18 protein-coding genes are annotated in these 21,065 nt (G+C 70.5%); 2 read left to right on the forward strand and 16 right to left on the reverse strand.

Annotated features, from left to right (window positions below; all coding sequences use genetic code 11):
- Window positions 1-28 precede the first annotated feature (28 nt).
- Window positions 29-691 carry a trimeric intracellular cation channel family protein gene (locus EDF50_RS03100; protein WP_233570281.1) on the forward strand — a complete coding sequence of 221 codons (663 nt, stop codon included), beginning with the start codon at window positions 29-31 and terminating at the stop codon, window positions 689-691.
- 213 nt (window positions 692-904) lie between these two features.
- Here the strand turns inward: EDF50_RS03100 and leuA are convergent, their stop codons facing one another.
- The 13 genes from leuA to hrcA form a co-directional block, all read right to left on the reverse strand.
- A complete protein-coding gene (gene leuA, locus EDF50_RS03105; RefSeq protein ID WP_123518006.1) occupies window positions 905-2,665 on the reverse strand; it encodes a 2-isopropylmalate synthase in 1,761 nt (586 codons plus the stop codon).
- Window positions 2,666-2,870: 205 nt separating this feature from the next.
- Entirely contained in the window at window positions 2,871-5,456 is a 2,586-nt protein-coding gene (locus EDF50_RS03110) for a bifunctional lysylphosphatidylglycerol flippase/synthetase MprF (RefSeq protein WP_148076745.1), read from the reverse strand.
- Window positions 5,453-6,784, reverse strand: coding sequence for an esterase family protein (locus EDF50_RS03115; protein ID WP_123518009.1), 1,332 nt, complete (start codon window positions 6,782-6,784; stop codon window positions 5,453-5,455). The genes EDF50_RS03110 and EDF50_RS03115 overlap by 4 nt, the downstream gene beginning before the upstream one ends.
- A gap of 180 nt (window positions 6,785-6,964) precedes the next feature.
- Window positions 6,965-7,657 (reverse strand): response regulator, encoded by a 693-nt coding sequence (locus tag EDF50_RS03120; RefSeq protein WP_370453956.1) that lies wholly within the window; start codon window positions 7,655-7,657, stop codon window positions 6,965-6,967.
- A complete protein-coding gene (locus EDF50_RS03125; RefSeq protein WP_123518011.1) occupies window positions 7,654-8,916 on the reverse strand; it encodes a sensor histidine kinase in 1,263 nt (420 codons plus the stop codon). The genes EDF50_RS03120 and EDF50_RS03125 overlap by 4 nt, the downstream gene beginning before the upstream one ends.
- Before the next feature lie 135 nt (window positions 8,917-9,051).
- Entirely contained in the window at window positions 9,052-9,990 is a 939-nt protein-coding gene (gene era / locus EDF50_RS03130; protein ID WP_123518012.1) for a GTPase Era, read from the reverse strand.
- A 61-nt stretch (window positions 9,991-10,051) separates the two neighbouring features.
- Window positions 10,052-11,350, reverse strand: coding sequence for a hemolysin family protein (locus EDF50_RS03135; RefSeq protein ID WP_199738621.1), 1,299 nt, complete (start codon window positions 11,348-11,350; stop codon window positions 10,052-10,054).
- Window positions 11,351-11,357: 7 nt separating this feature from the next.
- Window positions 11,358-11,819 carry an rRNA maturation RNase YbeY gene (gene ybeY, locus EDF50_RS03140; RefSeq protein WP_123518016.1) on the reverse strand — a complete coding sequence of 154 codons (462 nt, stop codon included), beginning with the start codon at window positions 11,817-11,819 and terminating at the stop codon, window positions 11,358-11,360.
- A complete protein-coding gene (locus EDF50_RS03145) occupies window positions 11,816-12,940 on the reverse strand; it encodes a PhoH family protein (RefSeq protein WP_370453957.1) in 1,125 nt (374 codons plus the stop codon). Before EDF50_RS03145 ends, ybeY begins: the two co-directional genes overlap by 4 nt.
- On the reverse strand, window positions 12,930-13,307 hold the full coding sequence (locus EDF50_RS03150; protein WP_123518422.1) for a histidine triad nucleotide-binding protein: 378 nt from the start codon (window positions 13,305-13,307) through the stop codon (window positions 12,930-12,932). The genes EDF50_RS03145 and EDF50_RS03150 overlap by 11 nt, the downstream gene beginning before the upstream one ends.
- Window positions 13,308-13,357: 50 nt before the next feature.
- Window positions 13,358-14,101, reverse strand: a complete 744-nt coding sequence (locus tag EDF50_RS03155; protein ID WP_123518020.1) for a 16S rRNA (uracil(1498)-N(3))-methyltransferase — start codon at window positions 14,099-14,101, stop codon at window positions 13,358-13,360.
- Window positions 14,102-14,103: 2 nt separating this feature from the next.
- Window positions 14,104-15,219 (reverse strand): molecular chaperone DnaJ, encoded by a 1,116-nt coding sequence (dnaJ, locus tag EDF50_RS03160; RefSeq protein WP_123518022.1) that lies wholly within the window; start codon window positions 15,217-15,219, stop codon window positions 14,104-14,106.
- Window positions 15,220-15,328: 109 nt separating this feature from the next.
- Window positions 15,329-16,351: a heat-inducible transcriptional repressor HrcA gene (gene hrcA, locus EDF50_RS03165; protein ID WP_123518023.1), complete on the reverse strand. Its 1,023-nt coding sequence runs from the start codon at window positions 16,349-16,351 to the stop codon at window positions 15,329-15,331.
- A gap of 181 nt (window positions 16,352-16,532) precedes the next feature.
- On the opposite strand from hrcA, the gene EDF50_RS03170 reads away from it, so the two are divergent.
- Window positions 16,533-17,009 carry a DUF4870 domain-containing protein gene (locus EDF50_RS03170; protein ID WP_233570282.1) on the forward strand — a complete coding sequence of 159 codons (477 nt, stop codon included), beginning with the start codon at window positions 16,533-16,535 and terminating at the stop codon, window positions 17,007-17,009.
- A gap of 133 nt (window positions 17,010-17,142) precedes the next feature.
- Here the strand turns inward: EDF50_RS03170 and hemW are convergent, their stop codons facing one another.
- The 3 genes from hemW to lepA are packed head-to-tail and all read right to left on the reverse strand — an operon-like array spanning window position 17,143 to window position 21,001.
- Window positions 17,143-18,369 (reverse strand): radical SAM family heme chaperone HemW, encoded by a 1,227-nt coding sequence (gene hemW / locus EDF50_RS03175; RefSeq protein ID WP_123518025.1) that lies wholly within the window; start codon window positions 18,367-18,369, stop codon window positions 17,143-17,145.
- Window positions 18,370-18,371: 2 nt separating this feature from the next.
- Window positions 18,372-19,145, reverse strand: coding sequence for a DUF1990 family protein (locus EDF50_RS03180; protein ID WP_123518027.1), 774 nt, complete (start codon window positions 19,143-19,145; stop codon window positions 18,372-18,374).
- A 5-nt stretch (window positions 19,146-19,150) separates the two neighbouring features.
- Entirely contained in the window at window positions 19,151-21,001 is a 1,851-nt protein-coding gene (lepA, locus tag EDF50_RS03185; RefSeq protein ID WP_056045691.1) for a translation elongation factor 4, read from the reverse strand.
- Between the last annotated feature and the right edge of the window lie 64 nt (window positions 21,002-21,065).

A 21,065-nucleotide genomic window follows, 5' to 3' on the forward strand; every position in this document is an offset into this window, starting at 1 on the left:
AGCATCCCACGCGTGGTACAAACGTCAGGTGCACGCCACAGCCTTCGCCGTACCCCTGTGGGTGGACCTCCTCGCCGTCGGCATCGGCAGCCTGCAGGGCGCCATGTTCGCGTCCGAGTACAAGGACCGTCGTCTCGACCTGCTGGGCATCGCCATCATCGGCATCGCCACCGGGCTCGGCGGCGGCGTGCTGCGCGACGTGTTGCTGGGCGAGGTGCCGCGCGCGATGACGAGCAACTGGTACCTGCTGGTCGCCGTCGCCGCCGCGATCGTCGGCATGGCGTTGCAACGGGTCTTCACCCGACTCGCCGGGGTCATCACCGTGCTGGACGCCCTGACGATCGGGTTGCTCGGCGCGATCGGGTCGACCAAGGCGCTCTCGCTCGGACTTCCCGAGATCCCCGCCGTGTTCGTCGGCGTCATCGCGGCCGTCGGCGGATCGGTGCTGCGCGACCTGCTGATGAACCTGACCATCGCGATGATGCACGTGGGGTCGCTCTACGCCGTGGCCGCGGCCGGGGGCACCATCGTGCTCGTGGTGGCCGTGACGCTCGGGGCACCCGTGGCCGTGTCGGCGATCGCCGGGACGTCGATCACGCTCGTGATCCGCATGCTGGCGGTGCGATTCGGGTGGACCCTGCCCGAGCAGCGCGCCCTCAGCCGGCTCCCCCGCTGGCGCCGGCCCCGCTGACCTCGGCCTCCGGGGCTCGTCCCCGCCGCTGAGGCTCGCCACCCGTGACGACCTCCGGCGCCCGCGTCGACAACTCCTGCATTCTGCGCCGGCGCACACCGCCAGGCCGTGCACCCGCGCCCCCGTGCGACACCAGGCAGGAGTTGCCCGCACCCGGCGGCACGACGACGCCCCCGGCGCCGAGGGCACCGGGGGCGGATCGGAACGGGTCGGTCAGACGGAGGCGAGCTGCCTCACGTCGGTCGTCGTGCGGATGGCACGGTTCACCGCCGAGACGACCGCCTTGAGCGAGGCCGTCGAGATGTCGGCGTCGATGCCGACGCCCCAGAGCCGGGTGCCGTCGACGTCGAGCTCGACGTAGGCGGCGGCCTGCGCGTCGCCCGAGGCGCTCAACGTGTGCTCGACGTAGTCGTACAGCTTCACCTGGACACCCTGTTCGGCGAGCACGGCGATGAACGCCGCGATCGGTCCGGTACCGCGGGCCGAGGTCGACTCGACCGTCTCGCCGACCCGCAGGTCGACGTCGAGCGTGGTCTGACCCGACATGTCGCTCGAGGTGCTCGTGCGAGTCAGCTCGAAGCGACCCCACTTGTCGTCGGCGGCGTCGGCGGGCAGGTACTCGTCCTGGAAGATCGACCAGATGTGGGCGCTCGTCATCTCGCCGCCCTCGCTGTCGGTGCGGGACTGGACGACCCCGCTGAACTCGATCTGCAGCTTGCGCGGCAGGTCGATGGCGTGGTCGGCCTTGAGCAGGTAGGCCACGCCGCCCTTGCCCGACTGCGAGTTGACCCGGATGACCGCCTCGTAGCTGCGACCCAGGTCTTTCGGGTCGACCGGCAGGTACGGCACGGCCCACTCGAGCTCGTCGACCTCGACGCCCCGCGACGCCGCGGTGGCGGCCATGGCCTCGAAGCCTTTCTTGATGGCGTCCTGATGCGAGCCCGAGAACGCCGTGTAGACGAGGTCGCCGGCCCAGGGGCTGCGTTCGTGCACGGGCAGCTGGTTGCAGTGCTCGGCCGTGCGTTTGACCATGTCGAGGTCGCTGAAGTCGATCTGCGGGTCGATGCCCTGGGTGAACAGGTTGATGCCCAGGGCGACGAGGTCGACGTTGCCGGTCCGCTCGCCGTTGCCGAAGAGGCAGCCCTCGATGCGGTCGGCGCCGGCCAGGTAGCCCAACTCGGCAGCGGCGATGCCGGTGCCCCGGTCGTTGTGGGGGTGCAGCGACAGGATGACGCTGTCGCGACGGGCCAGGTGCCGGTGCATCCACTCGATCGAGTCGGCGTAGACGTTGGGGGTCGCCATCTCGACGGTCGCCGGCAGGTTGATGATCACGGGACGCGCGGGCGTCGCGTCGAACGCCTCGATCACCTGGTTGCAGATGTCGAGCGCGAAGTCGAGCTCGGTGCCGGTGTAGCTCTCGGGCGAGTACTCGTAGTAGACGGCCGTCTCGGGGACGGTCTTCTCGGCCTCGAGGCAGAGGCGCACGCCCTCGAGCGCGATGTCGACGATGCCCTGGCGGTCGGTGCGGAACACGACGTCGCGTTGCAGCACGCTCGTCGAGTTGTACAGGTGGACGATGGCCTGCTTGGCGCCGGCGATCGACTCGTAGGTGCGGGCGATCAGGTGCTCGCGCGCCTGGGTCAGCACCTGGATCGTCACGTCGTCCGGGATGGCACCCTCGTCGATGAGGCTGCGCACGAAGTCGAAGTCGGTCTGCGAGGCGCTCGGGAAGCCGACCTCGATCTCTTTGTAGCCCATGCCGACCAGCAGGTCGAACATGATGCGCTTGCGCTCGGGGCTCATCGGGTCGATCAGCGCCTGGTTGCCGTCTCGCAGGTCGACGGCACACCAGCGCGGAGCCTCGGTGATGCGCTTCGAAGGCCAGGTCCGGTCGGGCAGGTCGACGGCGATCTGCTCGTGGAAGGGCCGGTACTTGTGGATCGGCATGGCCGACGGCTGTTGTGCGTTCTTCATGTCCTGTGGTCTCTCTCGCCCTCGAGGGGCTGCTCTTCGCGGGGGTGTCGGCCGACGACGAACTCCGCGACGAGGGGGGCCTGGGTCAGGACTCGCCGCGGCAGCTAAGGAGGAGCAGGCCGGTGGACACGTGACGAGGCTAGCACCGACCGAGGAGGCGCGGGTCGTCGGCTTCCGGCACCGCGCTCCTCGGAAGGCCACCGGGTCAGACGACCGTGCGGACGAGCCGCACGACCGCACCGACCGACAGGTCGGGCAGGTACGCGCGGCCGAGCGCCGTGCCGATGGCCGGCAACTGCACCGGATCGGGGAAGGCCATGACGAGCGGCACGAACTCGGGTTGGAACTTCTTCTTGAACGTGAGCAAGGTCTGGAACCCGTAGGCCGGCTCGAGCACGCGTCCGAGGAAGGTCAGCACGCGCTCGGTCTGCGTCGCCGGGCCCTCGGGCGATCCGCTGGTCGCGAGCGGTGCCGCCGACAGGCTGAGGAACTCGACGCCCTGTTCTTTCATGGCGAGGGCCGACGAGGCGATGACGAACTCCATGACGCCGTTCATGCTGTCGGGTCGGCGTCGCATGAAGTCGAGCGTCCAGCCGACGACCTCGCCATCGCTCCACGAGGGCAGCCAGCTCGTCACGGCCTGGACCGAGTCGTCCTCGTCGAGGGCGAGCACCAGGGCCACGTCCGGGTCCTTCAACTCGTCGACCCCGCCGAGGGTGAAGCCCATCTCGGGCAGGTTCTTCTCGGCGACCCATTGCTCGCTGATCTCGCCGATCTGCCGGGCCACGGCGGGACGGAGGTCGGCGTACCGGGTCCACTCGGCACGGATGCCGTTCTTCGTCGCGCGATTGATGCTCGACCTGACGTCCTGCCACTTCTTGCCCGTCATGGCGAAGGTGGCCGGGTGCAGTACCGTCTCTTCGCCGACGGGCAGGGTCGCCCAGCCCATCTCGTCGTAGAGGGGCGTGAGCTCGCCCCTCACGCTGTAGAAGACCGGGGTGAGACCCTGGTCGTCGCACCAGCGGGCGAACTCGCGGGTGACCTCGGGGATACGGTCGGCAGGGCACAGGGGCTCGCCCGTGGTGATGGCGATGCCCGCGACGACGCGATGGGCGACGACCGCGCGACCATCGGCCGAGAACCAGTACTGGTTGCCCTCCCAGAGCGCCATGTGCGACAGCGTTCCCGGCGTCCCGCGGTGCACGATCTCTCGCACCTGCGCGCGTGCCGCATCGGGACGGACGTCGCCCGGCCGGGCCGCCGCCACCACGAGCCCCACCAGCACGACGAGCCACCAGAGCGGACCCACCCATTCGAACGCGGCCCGGACGACCCCGCCGTCGGGTACCGGCCCGATGCGCGTCAGCCCGACGAACCCGACCGGCACGAAGCGCTCCGGTACGTCGAGCAGCAAGGTCCGCGGCCCGATCGCCGGGACGAAGGAGGCGCGCCCCGCCCACCCGGCGGCCGCGAAGGTCGCCGCCAGCACGAGCCCCGACACCACGACGACGAAGGCGTACCGGGGGCGTCGCGCTCCTTCGGCCCCGATGCCGAAGTGACGGCGGAGGAGGAACAGCCCGACGGCGACGGCTGCCGGCACGGCGACCGCCAGGGCCGCCAGCACCACCCTCTCGACCACGTGACGGGGTCGGTCGACGACCGGATCGGTGGTGACGGGCAGGACCACGTAGTAGAGACCGGCGAAGACGGCGAGCAGCCCGTTGACCGCGACGGCCACGTCGAGGGCGAGACGCCGGCCCCGCCGCAGGTACCAGGCGCTGACGAGCAGCACGACCAGCGGCAACAGGCTGAGCAGGACGGTCGGCAGGGTGTCGATGCCCGCCAGGGCGGCGGCGCGCGCGCACGCCCCGACCGGGGGCACGTGCCGGTCGGGAGCACCTCGTCCCGCGGCGGCGCAGGCGGCCGAGAGCGACCGGCCCGGCAGGACGTCTCGGAAGAGCATGCCGAGGGGCGAGAGGGCACCGATCGGGCTGCGGGCGAGCAGGGTCAGGACGGGGCCCACCGCCGTCACCGCGACGATGGTCGACGCGAGACGCCGCACCTCGTGGTGGGAGCTGCGCAGCCATCCGCGCTCGGCCCGGCGATCGGCCAGCACCACCCCGAGCGCGAGCCCCACGAGGGCGCCGAGGAGGGCGTAGAGACCCGAGGGGTGTCCGTCGTAGAGCACGAAGGCGAGCACGACCGAGAACCCGACCAACCGGATGCGGCGTCGCCAGAGCGGCCCGAAGAACGCACTGGCGGCCATGATCGTGCCGAGGGCGGGTGTGAACGGGTGCAAGGTGGACTCGGCGGCCACCTCGAGGGCCCAGGTCTCGCCGACCGCCTGCCCGAGGGCCTGCACCGTGACGCCGACACCGGTCGCCACGACGGCCGTCACCAGGTAGGCCACGACCGTGCGGACCCAGCCCATCCGGCGCTCGGCCGCGCCGACGAGCACGAGCACGCCGATCACGGCGAGGACGAGTTGGGTGGGGCCGCCGGCGACGAAGACCGAGCCGAAGACGAGCAACCATGACCTGCGGTCCTCGAAGGGATCGAGTCCTGCTCCGACGAGATCGCGCAAGCGTTCGCTCGGGGCGTGCGTCACACTGCCGGAAGCGAATGCCAGCACGATGAGCGACAGCGCGACGGTGAGGCTCACGGGGCGGGCACTGACGAACGTCACGATGCGGGTCGCCAGGCCGGCCATGACCCGCCGTGCACGCCCCGGATCGTGGGGGGTGGGCGGTGTCGACGCGCCCGGACCGGCCTCGGCCACCTCGACGCTCACGGGGTCTGCACCGACTCGCTGAGGCCGAGGCGAGGGTAGAACTGCCCGATGCCGTGGGCGAATCCGTTGCTCGCGGTCGTCCAGTCGTGTCCGCTGCCCGGTGACACGTAGCGCGTCACCGCCATGCCCGCCTTCGCCGCGGCCGCGGAGTTCACCGTCATGATCTGACCGTACCGACCGTCGGTGGCGCCGACGGCGAAGAACGCCGCGGTGTCCGCGTAGGGCCCGTGCTGCGTCATGATCGCCTGGGGTCGGGCGGCCTCGTAGGCGGCTCGGTTCCCGGCGAAGCCCTCGGCGATCGTGGTCTTCTCGTCGCCGATCGAGGGGCCGAGCTCACCCGACACGTCGATGAAGGTCGAGAACAGGTCGGGTCGACCCGCGGCGAACTGGATCGAGCAGGTGCCGCCCTGCGAGAACCCGCCGACCGTCCACGCCCTCGAGCCCGAGGCGACGTGGAAGTGGCTCGTCATGTAGTCGACCACGTCGGTGGTGATGTAGGTGGCGCTGTTGCCCAGGGCCCCGTCCACGCACATCGGGTTGTGCGCGTCGGCACTCAGCTGGTCGGGGACGACGACGATCGGCGCGAGACCGTGGTTCTTCGCCGCGAAGCCGTCCAGCGTCTCGACGAGGTGCCCGGCCGTGACCACCGAGCTCGGTTCGGCCGGTTGTCCCGACATCATGATCATCACCGGGAGGGCCGGAGCATTCGCCACGAGGGCCGCCGGAGGCAGGTAGACGATGGCGTCACGTGCCGGAAAGTGCGAGACGGTCCCGGGGATGGACACGCTGCCGTACCGACCGGTGGCGGGCAGGTCGGCGGGAGCCTTCCAGATCGACCAGAGCGTCGGGTCGAACTCCGTCGAGGCAGTGTCCGCGGACGGAGGCGCGGTGGTGGTGACCGAGAGGGCCGGCACCTCGTCCTGGCCGAGCGCCTGCGACAGGTCCTGGTACACGCTGCCGTCCCGGTTGAGGGCGAGGCCACCCGCCAGGGCGAACACCAGGACGGCCAGCACGGCCACGAGCTTCCGCCACCACCGGGTGCGGAACAGGTTGACGACGACGATCCCGAGGCCGGCGAGCACCGCGGCGACCCAGAGGCGGTCCACCCAGGTCGGCGACAGGCCCAGCACGTCGCGCACGTCGCCGAGCCACCATGTGGCGACGGCCCCCAGTCCGGCACCGACGAGGACCGCGAGGGCGACCCACCTCCACCACGTCCGGCGGGTCCGCGGACGGACGAGGAGTCCGATCGCGACCAGTGCGACGACGACGTCGACCACGACCAGCACCGTCGACGACAGCAACGGGACCGACAGCAACCAGTTCATGCGAGAGCTTCTTTCGGCGGAGGAGCGGGGTGGCGACCACCCAGGGGTCACTCTGCCGCTCCCGACGACGAGGACACGCGGTGTTCGACGCGATCACAGCAGGCTCATCACCAGCGGTCAGCGTCCGCACGGTCAGCACTCCGATCCCGCCGCGGGCGGGACGTCACCCACCCGCCGCGTCTACCGGGCGAGCCCGTGTTCGTACGCGTAGACCACGAGCTGCACCCGGTCGCGGAGCGACAACTTCGAGAGCACACGACTGATGTGGGTCTTGACGGTCGCCTCGCTGAGGAACTCCTGCGACGCGATCTCGGAATTGCTGAGCCCCCGCGCCGCGAGGTCGAAGATGTCCCGCTCACGCGTGGTGAGGGTCCCGAACGACTCGGGGACGGCGCGGGCACGTGAGGCCCGACCGTCGAAGTGCTCGAAGAGCTCCCGCGTGGCGGACGCCGCGATGACGGCGTTGCCGGAGTGCACGGTCCGGATGGCGGCCAGCAGGAACTCGGGGTCGGCGTCCTTGAGGACGAAGCCGCTCGCGCCTCCTCGGATCGCACGGGTCGCTGCCTCGTCGAGGTCGAAGGTCGTCAGCACGATGATGCGCGGCGGACGGCGGGACGCCGCCTCGGCCTGCGCCAGGACGGCGGTGGTGGCGGCGATGCCGTCCATGACGGGCATGCGGATGTCCATCAGGACGACGTCGGGGGCGGTGCGCGCGACCATCGAGACACCCTCGTCGCCGTTGCTGGCCTCGCCCACGAACTCGAGGTCGGGCTGCGAGCCGACCAGCATCTTGATGCCGGCGCGGAACAGGGCTTGGTCGTCGACCAGGGCGACACGGATGGGTGCCGTCGAACGGCCGGGCATGTCGATCATCGGATGCGTACCTCTTGGGTCAGTGCCAGGGTCGGCACGATGGCGTGGACGACGAAGCGTCCGTCGGCGTTCTGGGTGGTGAGCGAGCCGCCCGCCAGGGTCGCGCGTTCGCGCATGCCGTCGAGCCCGTGGCCGCCTCGCCGTTCGTCGCCGGTGGTGTCGATCGGACGCGTCGGCGGTCGGACGACGTTCGAGATGACCAGGTGCAGCGCCTCGTACCGCCAGTCGAAGCGCAGGTCGACGGGCTGGTCGGCGGCCCCGTGGCGGAGCACGTTGGTCAGGCTCTCCTGCACGATGCGGAACACGGCCAGCTGCCGATTCGTCCCGAGCACCTGGGGCTCGCCCGTCACGCGGAGGTCGACGGTGAGACCCGAACCACGCATCTGCTCGAGCAGCCGGTCGAGATCGCCGAGAGCGGGCTGGGGCGCCTCGCCCTGGCTGTGCCGCAGCTGGCCGAGCAGGACGCGCACGTCGCCCAGGGCTTCGCGCGCCGTCGTGGCGATGGTGGTCAGGGCACCGTCCACCGAGGTCGGGTCGACCCGGGCGGCGTAGCGGGCCCCGTCGGCCTGGGCGATCACGACGGCCAGCGAGTGGGCGACGACGTCGTGCATGTCCCGCGCGATGCGGTTGCGTTCTTGCTCGACCGCGATGTCGCGCTCGGCTCGGGCTGCCTCACGTTCGGCCCGGGCGGCGTCGTTCTCGGCACGGGCGGTCTCACGCTCGGCGATGAGCCGCGCCTCGCGGCTGAGCCGCTCCGACCAACGTGCCCGGGCCAGCAGTCCCCCGGCCCACGGCAGACCGAGCAGGGCGAGGAACCCGAGGAGGGCGATCCCCAGCTGGAGGAGGATGCGGACGACGTCGGTCACCGCGTAGACGTCGTAGTCGACCCCGAACAGGGTCCCTTGCACGAACGAGAGGTAGAACGTGCCCACGAGGGCACCCGCACCGACCGAGACCAGACCGGACCACTTGACCCGGTCGGTACCGTAGGCGGCCGTCGAATAGAGCACCGCGCAGATCGCAAGGTTCGTGAAGCCGGGCGTGCTGCCCGTCGCCATCTGCGAGGCCGCGACCAGCCAGGCGAGGGTCAGGGCGAGCCCGGGCGACAGCCGCCGCAACGCGAACGTGACCGTCATGCCGAGAACGACGAACGGGGTCGTCACGGCGCCGTCGGACAGCACCAGGCCGATCACGCCGAGGAGCGCCGCCGCCGTCAGGTCGACGGCGACCTGGTAGGGCGCGAGGCGGCGGAAGATCACCCGACCACCGTACGACCTCCGACGACCCGCGCGGGCCGTGCGTCCCGCACGAACGACCTCGGGACCATGTCGATCATCCGGAGGAACGAGGGCGGCCAGACCGCGAGCGACGGGCAGGTCGACCCCCGACGCGGGTCAGAAGCCGAGTCGACCGAGCTGCTTCGGGTCGCGCTGCCAGTCCTTCGCGACCTTGACGCGGATCGACAGGAACACCTGCTTGCCGACGAGCGGCTCGATCTGTGCCCGCGCACGCTCACCCACCTCGCGCAGGCGTTGACCGCCCTTGCCGATCACGATGGCCTTCTGGCTGTCACGCTCGACGAAGAGGTTGGCGTAGATCTCGAGGAGGTCTTTGTCGTCGCGCTCGACCATGTCGTCGATCGTCACGGCGAGCGAGTGCGGCAGTTCGTCCTGCACACCCTCGAGCGCGGCCTCGCGGACGTACTCGGCCACCCGGTCGGTCAACCCCTCTTCCGTGACCGCGTCGGACGGGTACAACGGCTGCGACAGCGGCATGAGCTTGATCAGCTCGGCGGTGAGGACGTCGAGCTGCACGTCGCTGACGGCCGACAACGGGATGATCGCCTCCCAGTCGCGCAACCGGCTGACGGCGAGCAGTTGCTCGGCGACCGCGGGCCGCGACGTGGCGTCGGTCTTGGTCACGATCGCGACCTTCTTCGCCCTCGGGTAGGCGTCGAGCTGCTCGTTGATGAACCGGTCGCCCGGGCCGAGCTTCTCGTCGGCGGGCACGCAGAACCCGATGACGTCGACGTCACCGAGCGTGGTCTGGACGATGTCGTTGAGCCGCTCTCCGAGCAGCGTGCGCGGGCGGTGCATGCCCGGAGTGTCGACCAGGACGAGCTGACCGGTCGCCTGGTGCACGATGCCGCGGATCGCACGACGGGTCGTCTGCGGCTTGGACGAGGTGATCGCGACCTTCTCGCCCACGAGAGCGTTGGTCAGCGTCGACTTGCCGACGTTGGGTCGCCCGACGAACGAGACGAACCCGGCTCGGTAGGTCGCCCCCCGAGGAGGCGCGGCCGAGGGGGTGAGGTCGTCTCCGGTGGTCGACATGGGGGCCTTTCGTGGACGTGGTGGAACGGATGGGAGGTGGTGGGTCGCGTCGACCCGACGATCAGTCGTCGCGAGCGGTGTCGGCGAACGCCGCCTGCGCGTCGGCGAGCTCGGGATCGCGCTCGACCAGGACGGTCTGCAGGTCGTGCCGACGCCCCTCGGTGCGGTCGGCGGTGAGGACGAGACCCGAGACGCGGACGACCGACCCCTGCTCGGGCAGGCGCCCCAGGACCTTGGTGAGCAGGCCGCCCACCGAGTCCACGTCGTCGTCGTCGAGTTCGAGGCCGAAGAGGTCGCCGAGCTCGTCGACGGGGAGCCGGGCGCTGACGCGGAAGACCCCCGTCGAGACCTCGCGGTGCGGGGCGACCTCACGGTCGTACTCGTCGCTGATGTCGCCGACGAGCTCTTCGATCAGGTCCTCGAGCGTCACGAGGCCGGCGATGCCGCCGTACTCGTCGACGACCATGGCCAGGTGGTTCTTGTCGAGCTGCATCTGCCGCAGGGCGTCGTCCGCCTTCTTGGACTCGGGCACGAAGACGGCCGGACGCGCGAGGGTCGTGACGGGAGCCGAGTCGTCGCCGCTGTGCTCGTGCAGCCGTCGGGCGAGGTCGCGCAGGTACACGATGCCGATGACGTCGTCGGAGTCCCGGCCGACGACGGGCACGCGGGAGACCCCCCTGCCGAGGAAGAGGCTCATCGCCGAGCCGACCGACGCGGTGGCGTCGAGGGTGACCATGTCGGTGCGGGGCACCATCACCTCGCGGACGACGGTGTCGCTGAACTCGAAGATCGAGTGGATCAGTTCTCGGTCGTCCTCTTCGAGGACGTCGAGCTCTGTCGCCTCGTCGACCATGCTGAGCAGCTGTTCTTCGGAGGAGAACGACGCACTGCGTGGACGACCGGGGGTGACCCGGTTGCCGATCGCCACCAGGGCGTCGGCGAGTGGGCCCAGGACGACCCGGACGAACCGTACGAGACCCGAGGTGAGCCGGACGAGGCCGCGGGCGTGGGCACGACCGACGCTGCGCGGGCTGGAACCCACGAGCACGAAGGACACGACCGTCATGATGAGCGCCGAGAGCAACAGGGCCAACCACCAGGGCTCGACCGAGAACGCGAACGACAACGACACGAGGACCGCCGCCGACGTCTCGGCCAGGATGCGGACGAAGTTGACGGCGTTCACGTGCGCCCCGACGTCGGCCGCGATCGCGGTCAACGGCGTGGCGTGGCGCGGATCGTCGTCGGCCTCGTCGAGGAGGTCTTGGCGGCTGAGCACGCCCAGTGCCGAGTCGGCCGCGGCCAGCAGGCCGCCGAAGACCACCAGGAAGACCGCCACGACGACGAAGACCGTGACCATCACGGCGTCACCGACTCGTGTCGGCCGCGGCGAAGGCCGCGAGGATCTCGCGCTGCAGACCGAACATCTCGCGCTCGTCGTCGGGCTCGGCGTGGTCGAACCCGAGGAGGTGCAGGATGCCGTGACAGGTGAGGAGCAGCATCTCGTCGAGAGGGGCATGCCCCGCCGTGGCGGCCTGTGCGACGGCCACCTGCGGGCACACGACGATGTCGCCGAGGAGGCCGGCCGGGGTCGGCTCGTCCTCGGTGCCCGGACGCAGCTCGTCCATGGGGAAGCTCAGCACGTCGGTCGGGCCGGGTTCGTCCATCCACTGGACGTGGAGTTGCTCCATCGCGGCCTCGTCGACGAAGACGATCGCGAGCTCGGCCTCGGGGTGCACGTGCATCTGATCGAGCGCGAAGGTGGCCAGACGCTGGATCGTGGCCTCGTCGACCTCGACGGCGGATTCGTTGGCGACCTCGATGCTCACCGGGTTCCTCTCTTCGGCAGGCGGTCGCGGGCGTCGGCCCGCCGCTCGGCGCGGTTGCCCGACTCGGCCTGGTCATGTGCCGCCTCGTGACGGCGGTGCTGCTGGGCCTGACGCTCGGCGTCGTAGGTCGTGTACGCGTCGACGATGCGACCGACGAGCGTGTGCCGCACGACGTCGTCGCTGGTGAGACGGGCGAAGTGGATGTCGTCGATGCCGTCGAGCACCGTCGTGACGAGCTGGAGGCCGCTGGCCCCGGTGGGCAGGTCGACCTGGGTGACGTCGCCCGTCACGACCATGCGCGAGCCGAAGCCGAGACGGGTGAGGAACATCTTCATCTGCTCGGGCGTCGTGTTCTGAGCCTCGTCGAGGACGACGAACGCGTCGTTCAGGGTGCGACCGCGCATGTAGGCCAGGGGGGCCACCTCGACGGTGCCGGCCGCGAGCAGCTTCGGGACGATCTCGGGGTCCATCATCTCGTTGAGCGCGTCGTAGAGCGGACGGAGGTACGGGTCGATCTTGTCAGTCAGTGTGCCCGGCAGGAATCCCAGTCGCTCGCCCGCCTCGACGGCCGGGCGCGTCAGGATGATGCGCTGGACCTCGCGACGCTGCAGCGCCTGGACGGCCTTCGCCATGGCGAGGTACGTCTTGCCGGTGCCGGCCGGGCCGATGCCGAACGTGATGGTGTGCTGGTCGATCGCGTCGACGTACTCTTTCTGACCCGGTGTCTTCGCCCGCACGCCTTTGCCACGGCTGGTGACGATGGGTTGGCCGAAGACCTCGGACGGGCTGCCCTGCCCCGAGTCGAGCAGACGGGCCGACGTCACGACCTCGGCCGGACCGAGGTCGTGCCCGCCACGGACCATCGAGACGAGTTCGGCGACGAGCCCCTCGGCCCGACCGACGGCGGCCGCGGGCCCCTCGAGGGTGACCTCGTTGCCCCGCACGAGCACGCGGACCTCGGGGTACTGCTTCTCGACCGCACGGAGCAGGCGGTCCTGCGGGCCCAGCAGCTGGACCATGGCGACGCCGTCGACGGTGACGTCGACACGCCGGACGTCGTCGCTCGTCGTGGGTGTCGTGGGTGTCGTGGGGCCGGTGGCGTTCGTGTCGCTAGTGGGCAAGGGTGCCTTCCTCCAGGGGACCACCGAGCACATGGGCGTGCACGTGGAACACGGTCTGCCCGGCGGATGCGCCGGTGTTGAAGATCAAACGGAACTCGGCCCCGGAGTGTTCCCCGAAGGCCACCGGATCGGCGGCGAGTCGCGCGGCGGTCGCGACCATCTCGGCGAGCAGGGCCGGATCGCCCGCGGCGAGCTCGACGACGTCGCGGTAGGCCTGGGTCTTGGGCACCACGAGCAGGTGGACGGGTGCCTGCGGCGCGATGTCGCGGAACGCGAGGACGGTCTCGCTCTCGAACACGATGTCGGCGGGGATCTCGCGCGCGACGATTCGGCTGAAGACGGTGGGCTCGTCGGAGGTCTCGGACATGCTGCCCATCGTAGCGACGGCCGCCGACGGCGTCCTCGGTGGCCGCGCGCTCACCAGCGGCCGAGCCGCGCGCTCAGGACGGACAGGGCGGCGGGACCGGCCGTGGAGGTGCGCAGCACGGCGTCCCCGAGGCGCACGGCGCGAGCACCCGCCTCGGTGAGCTGCCGCAGCTCGGCGGGCGACACTCCGCCCTCGGGACCGACGACGACGACGACGCGGTCGGGCACCGCGCCTCCTGAGGTCAGGTCGACCGTCGTGAGCGCCTGCTCGGCCGACGGTTCGAGCACGAGCACGAGATCGCGGGAGGCGCGCTCGGCCAGCTGCCTCGTCGTCGCGAGCCCGGACACCTCGGGTGCCCAGGGACGGATGGACTGCTTGGTCGCCTCGCGGACGATCGACGACCAGCGGGTGAGCCCCTTGGCGACCTTGGGGCCCTCCCAGCGGGAGATGCTGCGGGCCGCGGCCCACGGGACGATCTCGTCGACGCCGAGCTCGGTCGCGGCCTGCACCGCGAGCTCGTCGCGGTCGCCCTTGGCGAGGGCCTGGGCGAGGACCAGCCGCGTCGTCGGCGGCTCGTGCTGCACCACCCGCGTCGCGAGCAGCACCAGCCGCTCGGGCGCCGCCTCGGTCACCTCGCCCTGGACCACGAGCCCGCGGGCGTTGCCGAGCGTCAGCGCCTCGCCCACCCGGACACGGCTGACCGTGACCGCGTGCCGAGCCTCGGAACCGGTCAGCTCGACCGACGAACCGACCTCGGCGCCGGACAGGTCGTCGACCAGGTAGAAGTGCGCCACGATCAGAAGTTCAGGAAGCGGTCGCGCAACTTGCCGAAGAGACCCTGCTGGAAGTGCGACAGCTCGGGCGCCTGCGAGCGTCGACCCGCGGCGAACTTCTCGATCAGCTCTCGCTCTTTGTGGCTGAGCTTGGTCGGGGTGACCACCTGCACACCGATCTTGAGGTCACCTCGTCCCGTGCCGCGCAATCGCGTGATGCCTCGATCTTTCACGGTGATGATGTCGGCGCTCTGCGTGCCGGGCTTGATCTCGACCTCGATCTCGCCGTCGAGCCCGGTGAGCGTCGTCGACGTGCCCAGGACGGCGTCGGCCATCTGCACCTCGAGCGTCGCGAGCAGGTCGTCGCCGTTGCGGCTGTACGTGTCGTGGTGCCGCACCTTGACCTCGAGGTAGAGGTCGCCGTTCGGGCCGCCGGCCTGACCGACCTCGCCCTGACCCGGCAGCTGGAGCCTGAGACCCGTGTCCACGCCCGCGGGGATGTCGATGGGGATCGATCGGCGGGCCCGTACGCGGCCCTGCCCTTGACAGGTGGGGCAGGGGTTCGGGATGACGGTGCCGTAGCCGCGGCAGGTGCCGCACGGGCTCGACGTCATGACGTTGCCGAGCAACGACCGCACGGTGCGCTGGATCTGGCCAGAGCCTCCGCAGATGTCGCAGGTCTGCGGCGAGGTGCCGGGGGCGCAGCACGAGCCGCTGCACGTGTCGCAGAGGACGGCCGTGTCGACCTCGATGTCGCGCTGGGTGCCGAAGACGATGTCGTCGAGGTCGACCTCGAGGCGCAGCAGCGCGTCCTGCCCCCGCTCTCGCCGGCTCCGGGGCCCCTGGCGCTGGCCCTGGCCGCCGCCGCCGAAGAAGGCGTCGAAGATGTCGCCGAAGCCGGCGGCCCCGCCTCCCCCGCCCCCGCCGAAGCCGGGCTGCGGACCGAGGTCGTAGCGCTCGCGCTGCTGCGGGTCGCTGAGCACGTCGTAGGCGTGCGTCACGTCCTTGAACCGCTCGGACGCCTCGGGGCTGGGGTTGACGTCGGGGTGCAGCTCGCGAGCGAGCTTGCGGTACGCCTTCTTGATCTCTTCCGGGGTCGCCTGACGGTCGACTCCGAGGACGTCGTAATGATCTGCCACTGGTTCTCGTCTGCCTCTGGTGTGGTGTGGTGGTCTTCCCGGCGGGGCCGGGCCCGGCGGACCGGGACGGGGGTGGGGGTCGCGTGACGGCCGGGGCCGCAGGTGTCGGCTACCGCTCGGCGAGCAGCGACGACAGGTAACGGGCGACGGCACGCACCGCCGCCATGTTGGTCGAGTAGTCCATGCGCATGGGACCGAGGACGCCGAGTCGTGCGATCTCGCTGCCCTGCGTCGAGTACCCGCTGGCCAAGACGGACGCCTGGGACAGCCCGAAGGAGGCGTTCTCGCGTCCGATGCTCGCGGCCACGTCGACGGCGTCGAGTTGCATCTCGCCGAACAGTCGGAGCAGGGCGACCTGCTCTTCTATCGCCTCGAGCACCGGGTAGAGGTCGCCGCTGAAGTCGTCGCCCGTCCGCACGAGGTTAGCCGCACCGGCCATGACGAGGCGGTCCTGGCGACCGGCCGCGATCTGCTCGGTGAGGCTGGCGACCACGATGCCGACGACCGCCGCGAGGTCGGGGCGGAAACGAGCCGGCAGGTCGGCGAGGGCCGTGGAGGCCTCGGCGAGGGGACGTCCGCCGACCGCGGCGTTGACGGCGGCCCGCAGTTCGGACAGGAAGGCCTCGTCGACGGTGGTGCGGATGTCGACGACCCGCTGCTCGACCTGGCCGCTGTCGGTGATGAGCACCGTCATGACGCGACCGTCGCCCAGGCTCACCAGCTCGACGTGACGCACGCGGGCCCGCGAGAAGGTGGGGTACTGGACCAGGGCGACCTGGTTGGTGAGCTGGGACAGTAGTCGGACCGTCCGCCCGAGCACCTCGTCGAGGTCGGTCGAGTCGCCGAGGAAGGTCTCGATGGCCTGACGTTGGGCCGCGCTGAGGGGCCGCAGGTCGGCGAGCTGGTTGACGAAGAGCCGGTAGCCCTTGTCGGTCGGCACGCGGCCCGACGAGGTGTGCGGTGCCGCGATGAGCTCTTCTTCTTCGAGCAGGGCCATGTCGTTACGGATCGTCGCGGCCGAGACGCCGAACTGGTGTCGCTCGACGATGGACTTCGACCCCACCGGCTCGCGGGACGCGACGTAGTCGTGGACGATGACCCGCAGCACTTCGAGACCGCGTTCGGAGACCATGACGCACCTCTCTTCGCTCGACCGCCCCCCAGGTCGTCCGCACGCCGGGCGACCGGGCCTGGCACTCGACGTGCCGGACTGCCAATCGTACGTCACCTCCGTCTCGGGGCCTACTCGCGCCGCGCCCGGCTGCCCTAGGGTGGCGGGGACATCCGCAGGACACTCACGAACAGGTGCAGCCATGACCGAGACCCCTCCCGCCCAGCCGAACGACCCGCAGAGCGGTCGGCCCGGCCAGAACGGCCAGCCTCACGGGCACGGCCGGCCCGGCCCCGGCCAGCCCGGCCCCGGCTACGGCCAGCAGCCCGGCTACCAGGCACAGCCCGTCCAGCCGATGCGTCCCGAGGACGAGAAGCTCTGGGCGACCCTCATCCACCTCGGCGGCATCATCTTCGCCTTCGTCCCGGCCCTCGTCGGCTACCTCGTGCTCAAGGACCGCGGGCCGTTCATCCGCGAGCACACCCGGTCGGCGTTGAACTTCCAGATCACCATGGCGATCGTCTACGTGATCTCGGCGATCCTGGCGGTCATCGTCATCGGGGGCGTGCTGGCACTGGTCGCCGGCGTGCTCGTCATCATCTTCTCGATCATCGCCGCCGTCGCGGCCAACAAGGGGCAGTGGTACAAGTACCCGCTGACCTTCGAGTTCGTGAAGTAGACGCTCGACCCGCCCGCACGGGCACGACGCGAGGCGCGACTCCCCCCCGGGAGCCGCGCCTCCTGCGTTCTGGGCCCGTGCCTCCCGGGTGCGCCGGCGGCCGAGGGCACGGCACCGTCGGCCGGGCGGCGGATCAGTCGGGCAGGAGGCGCCGCACGACGGCATCGGCCATGAGGCGGCCCTCGCGCGTGAGGACGACCCGCCCTTGCAGGGCCGGACGCCCCTCGACCCATCCGTCGGCGATGAGGCCGGCGACCGCCTGGCGACCGTCGTCGTCGAGTTCGGAGGTCGGCAGCCCTTCACGGATGCGCACCCCGAGCAGCACGCGCTCGACCCGACGCGTCTCGTCGTCGAGGGTCTCGCGCCCGGCGGCCGGTGACTCGCCCGCGGCCATGCGCTGTTGATACGCGGCCGGGTGCTTGACGTTCCACCAGCGGACGCCGCCGACGTGGCTGTGCGCGCCCGGTCCGACGCCCCACCAGTCGTGGCCCTGCCAGTAGGCCAGGTTGTGTCGCGACCGGTGCTCGAGGCCACGCGACCAGTTGCTGACCTCGTACCAGTCGTATCCGGCCTCGGCGAGCCGGTCGTCGGCGATCTCGTACATGTCGGCCGCGGTGTCGTCGTCGGGCGTCGGGACCTCGCCGCGCTTGATCTGGCGGGCGAGCTTGGTGCCCTCTTCGACGATCAGCGAGTAGGCCGAGAGGTGGTCCGGTCGCTGCTCGAGGGCGACGTCGAGCGAACGCCTCCAGTCGTCGAGGGTCTCACCGGGCGTGCCGTAGATGAGGTCGAGGCTGACGTCGAGCCCGGCGTCGCGCGCCCAGCGGACGACGAACGGGATGCGCTCGGGGTCGTGCGTGCGCTCGAGGGTGGCGAGCACGCTCGGGACGGCCGACTGCATGCCGAAGCTGACACGCGTGAAGCCGGCGTCGGCGAGCTGCTGCAGGTAGGCGGCGTCCACCGAGTCGGGGTTCGCCTCGGTCGTCACCTCGGCACCGGGCTCGAGACCCCAGGTGTCGACCATCGCGTGCAGCATCGAGGTGAGATCGCCCGAGGGCAGCATCGTCGGGGTGCCCCCACCGAAGAACACCGAGGAGGCGCGGCGCGGCGGCAGGCCCGCCTCGCGCAGCACCCGGCCGCCGAGCTCGATCTCGGCGACGGCCTGCCCGGCGTAGTCGTCGCGGCGCGCGCCCCGCAGCTCGTCGCCCGTGTAGGTGTTGAAGTCGCAGTAACCGCAGCGGACCCGGCAGAACGGCACGTGGAGGTAGACCCCGAAGTTGCGCCTGTCGGCGTCGATCGCGACGGTCTCGGGCAGGCGTCCGTCGACGGGGGCGGGATCGCCGAGGGGAAGGGCTCCGGGCACCGTCAGGCGCCGGTTCCTGCAGCGTCGCCGCGCGGGCCGGTCGGGGGACGTTCGTCGCCGCGGGGGTCGCCCACCCCGGCCTCGGTGTCTTCCACGACGACGACCTCGTCGGTCTGCTCGCCCTTGTCGTTCAGGCTGAGGGCTCGAAGGTACCGCTTCGTGTACTGCGCCTGCGTGCGTCGCAGGAACGGTGCCACGAGGCGCCACTTCGCACTCGACGGCTTCGAGAACGACCGGATGGAGAGCCAGACCGAACCGTCGTCGGTCTGGTCGACGATCCAGGACTCCTCGCCGCTCTCGGGGTGGCCGTCGAGGGTTCCGTACGCGAAGCCCTTGCGCTTCGGTTCGTCGATCACGTAGACGACCCGCACCGGGGCCTCGACCGTGCGCCCGTAGGCCTCGATGCTGAGCGTGGCGGTCGTGCCCGCCGTGAGCAGGGGCGTGCCGTCGGGCGAGTACCGCGACTCGTCGCGGGCGGTCGCCCACTCGGCCGCGTCGACCGGTTGCCCGTGCTCGTCGAACTGGACCGGCGTGTACTCGCCCTCGTCGGCCGGCGGTACGCTGTCGACCCGGACGCGGATGCCGCTGCGCTCTTGGATCTGCCAGGTCATGGTGGCGATCCACGCCGCAGCGAAACGGGCGTCGCCGTGGCCGACACGGGCCCGGTACTCGGCCGGCTTGAAGCCCTTCGGCGGGTACTGCATCAGGTCGGGGGCCTGCGTCGCCCCGACCTCGCCGTAGGTCGTGCGGGTCTCGGTGTGGGTGGCTCGACGCATGGGCCCTACTTCTTGTCTTTCTTCTCGACGTCGCCGCTCAGGGCGGCGATGAAGGCCTCTTGCGGCACGTCGACCCGGCCGATGGTCTTCATGCGCTTCTTGCCCTCTTTCTGCTTCTCGAGCAGCTTGCGCTTGCGCGAGATGTCGCCGCCGTAGCACTTCGCGAGGACGTCCTTGCGCATGGCGCGAATGCTCTCACGGGCGATGATGCGGGCGCCGATCGCGGCCTGGATGGGCACCTCGAACTGCTGACGCGGGATGAGTTCGCGCAGTCGGCCCGTCATGAGCACGCCGTAGGCGTAGGCCTTGTCGCGGTGCACGATCGCGCTGAACGCGTCGACCTGTTCACCCTGCAGCAGGATGTCGACCTTGACCAGGTCGGCCTCTTGGTCGCCGATGGGTTCGTAGTCGAGGCTGGCGTAGCCCGCCGTCTTCGACTTGAGGCTGTCGAAGAAGTCGAACACGATCTCACCCAGGGGCATCGCATAGCGGATCTCGACCCTGTCCTCTCCGAGGTACTCCATGCCGAGCAGGGTGCCTCGGCGCTGTTGGCAGAGCTCCATGATGACGCCGACGTAGTCCTTGGGCGCGAGGATGCCCGCCTTGACCATGGGCTCGCTGACGCTGGCGATCTTGCCGCCCGGGAACTCGCTCGGGTTGGTGACCGTGACGGTCTTCTTGTCTTCGGTGGTGACCTCGTAGATGACGCTCGGCGCCGTCGTGATGAGGTCGAGGCCGAACTCGCGATCGAGGCGCTCGGTGACGATCTCGAGGTGGAGCAGGCCGAGGAACCCGCAGCGGAAGCCGAAGCCCAGGGCGACGGACGTCTCGGGCTCGTAGACCAGCGCGGCGTCGGACAACTTGAGCTTGTCGAGTGCCTCACGCAGGAGGGGGTAGTCGCTGCCGTCGATCGGGTAGAGCCCCGAGAACACCATCGGCAGCGGCTCGGTGTAGCCGCTGAGTGCCTCGGTCGCGGGCTTGGCCGACGTCGTGACGGTGTCGCCCACCTTCGAGAGTCGGACGTCTTTCACGCCGGTGATCAGATAGCCGACCTCGCCGACCGAGAGCCCCTGGCTGGGGACGGGCTCGGGCGACGAGACGCCGATCTCGAGGATGTCGTGCGTCGACTTCGTCGACATCATCTGCACCTTCTCGCGCGGGTGCAGGGTGCCGTCGATCATGCGGATGTAGGTGACGACGCCGCGGTAGCTGTCGTAGACCGAGTCGAAGATCATCGCGCGGGGCGGTGCGTCCTTGACGCCGACGGGCGAGGGGATGCGGTCGACCACGCGGTCGAGGAGCTCTTCGACGCCCATGCCCGTCTTGCCGCTGACGCGCAGCACGTCGGCGGGGTCGCCGCCGATCAGGCCCGCCAGCTCGGCGGCGTACTTGTCGGGGTCGGCCGCGGGGAGGTCGATCTTGTTGAGCACCGGGATGATCTCGAGGTCGTTCTCGAGCGCCAGGTAGAGATTCGCAAGGGTCTGCGCCTCGATGCCCTGCGCCGCGTCGACCAGCAGGATCGCGCCCTCGCAGGCGGCCAGCGAGCGAGAGACCTCGTAGCTGAAGTCGACGTGGCCGGGGGTGTCGATCATGTTGAGCGCGAACGTCTCGCCGTTGCGCTCCCACGGCATGCGCACGGCCTGGCTCTTGATGGTGATGCCGCGCTCGCGCTCGATGTCCATGCGGTCGAGGTACTGGGCACGCATCGCCCGCGACTCGACCACGCCGGTGATGCCGAGCATGCGGTCGGCGAGGGTCGACTTGCCGTGGTCGATGTGCGCGATGATGCAGAAGTTGCGGAGGGACTCGGGCTCGGTCGACGCCGGCTCGAGTGCGCGGGTTGCTTGGGGACTCACACGATCCTCTGGGGGTGGTGGGCGGGGGTACCCCACGATTCTCCCACGCCGGGGCGCCGGTTCG

This window comes from Frigoribacterium sp. PhB24 (genome assembly GCF_003755185.1).
Taxonomy (GTDB): Bacteria; Actinomycetota; Actinomycetes; order Actinomycetales; family Microbacteriaceae; genus Frigoribacterium.

What these genes read in the sequence shown, in the direction of transcription:
- leuA (WP_123518006.1), bottom strand. Translation starts at nt 2,665, where the DNA reads ATGAAGAACGCACAACAGCCGTCGGCCATGCCGATCCACAAGTACCGG.
- EDF50_RS03115 (WP_123518009.1), bottom strand. Translation starts at nt 6,784, where the DNA reads ATGAACTGGTTGCTGTCGGTCCCGTTGCTGTCGTCGACGGTGCTGGTC.
- EDF50_RS03120 (WP_370453956.1), bottom strand. Translation starts at nt 7,657, where the DNA reads ATGATCGACATGCCCGGCCGTTCGACGGCACCCATCCGTGTCGCCCTG.
- era (WP_123518012.1), bottom strand. Translation starts at nt 9,990, where the DNA reads ATGTCGACCACCGGAGACGACCTCACCCCCTCGGCCGCGCCTCCTCGG.
- EDF50_RS03135 (WP_199738621.1), bottom strand. Translation starts at nt 11,350, where the DNA reads ATGGTCACGGTCTTCGTCGTCGTGGCGGTCTTCCTGGTGGTCTTCGGC.
- EDF50_RS03150 (WP_123518422.1), bottom strand. Translation starts at nt 13,307, where the DNA reads ATGTCCGAGACCTCCGACGAGCCCACCGTCTTCAGCCGAATCGTCGCG.
- hrcA (WP_123518023.1), bottom strand. Translation starts at nt 16,351, where the DNA reads ATGGTCTCCGAACGCGGTCTCGAAGTGCTGCGGGTCATCGTCCACGAC.
- EDF50_RS03170 (WP_233570282.1), top strand. Translation starts at nt 16,533, where the DNA reads ATGACCGAGACCCCTCCCGCCCAGCCGAACGACCCGCAGAGCGGTCGG.
- EDF50_RS03180 (WP_123518027.1), bottom strand. Translation starts at nt 19,145, where the DNA reads ATGCGTCGAGCCACCCACACCGAGACCCGCACGACCTACGGCGAGGTC.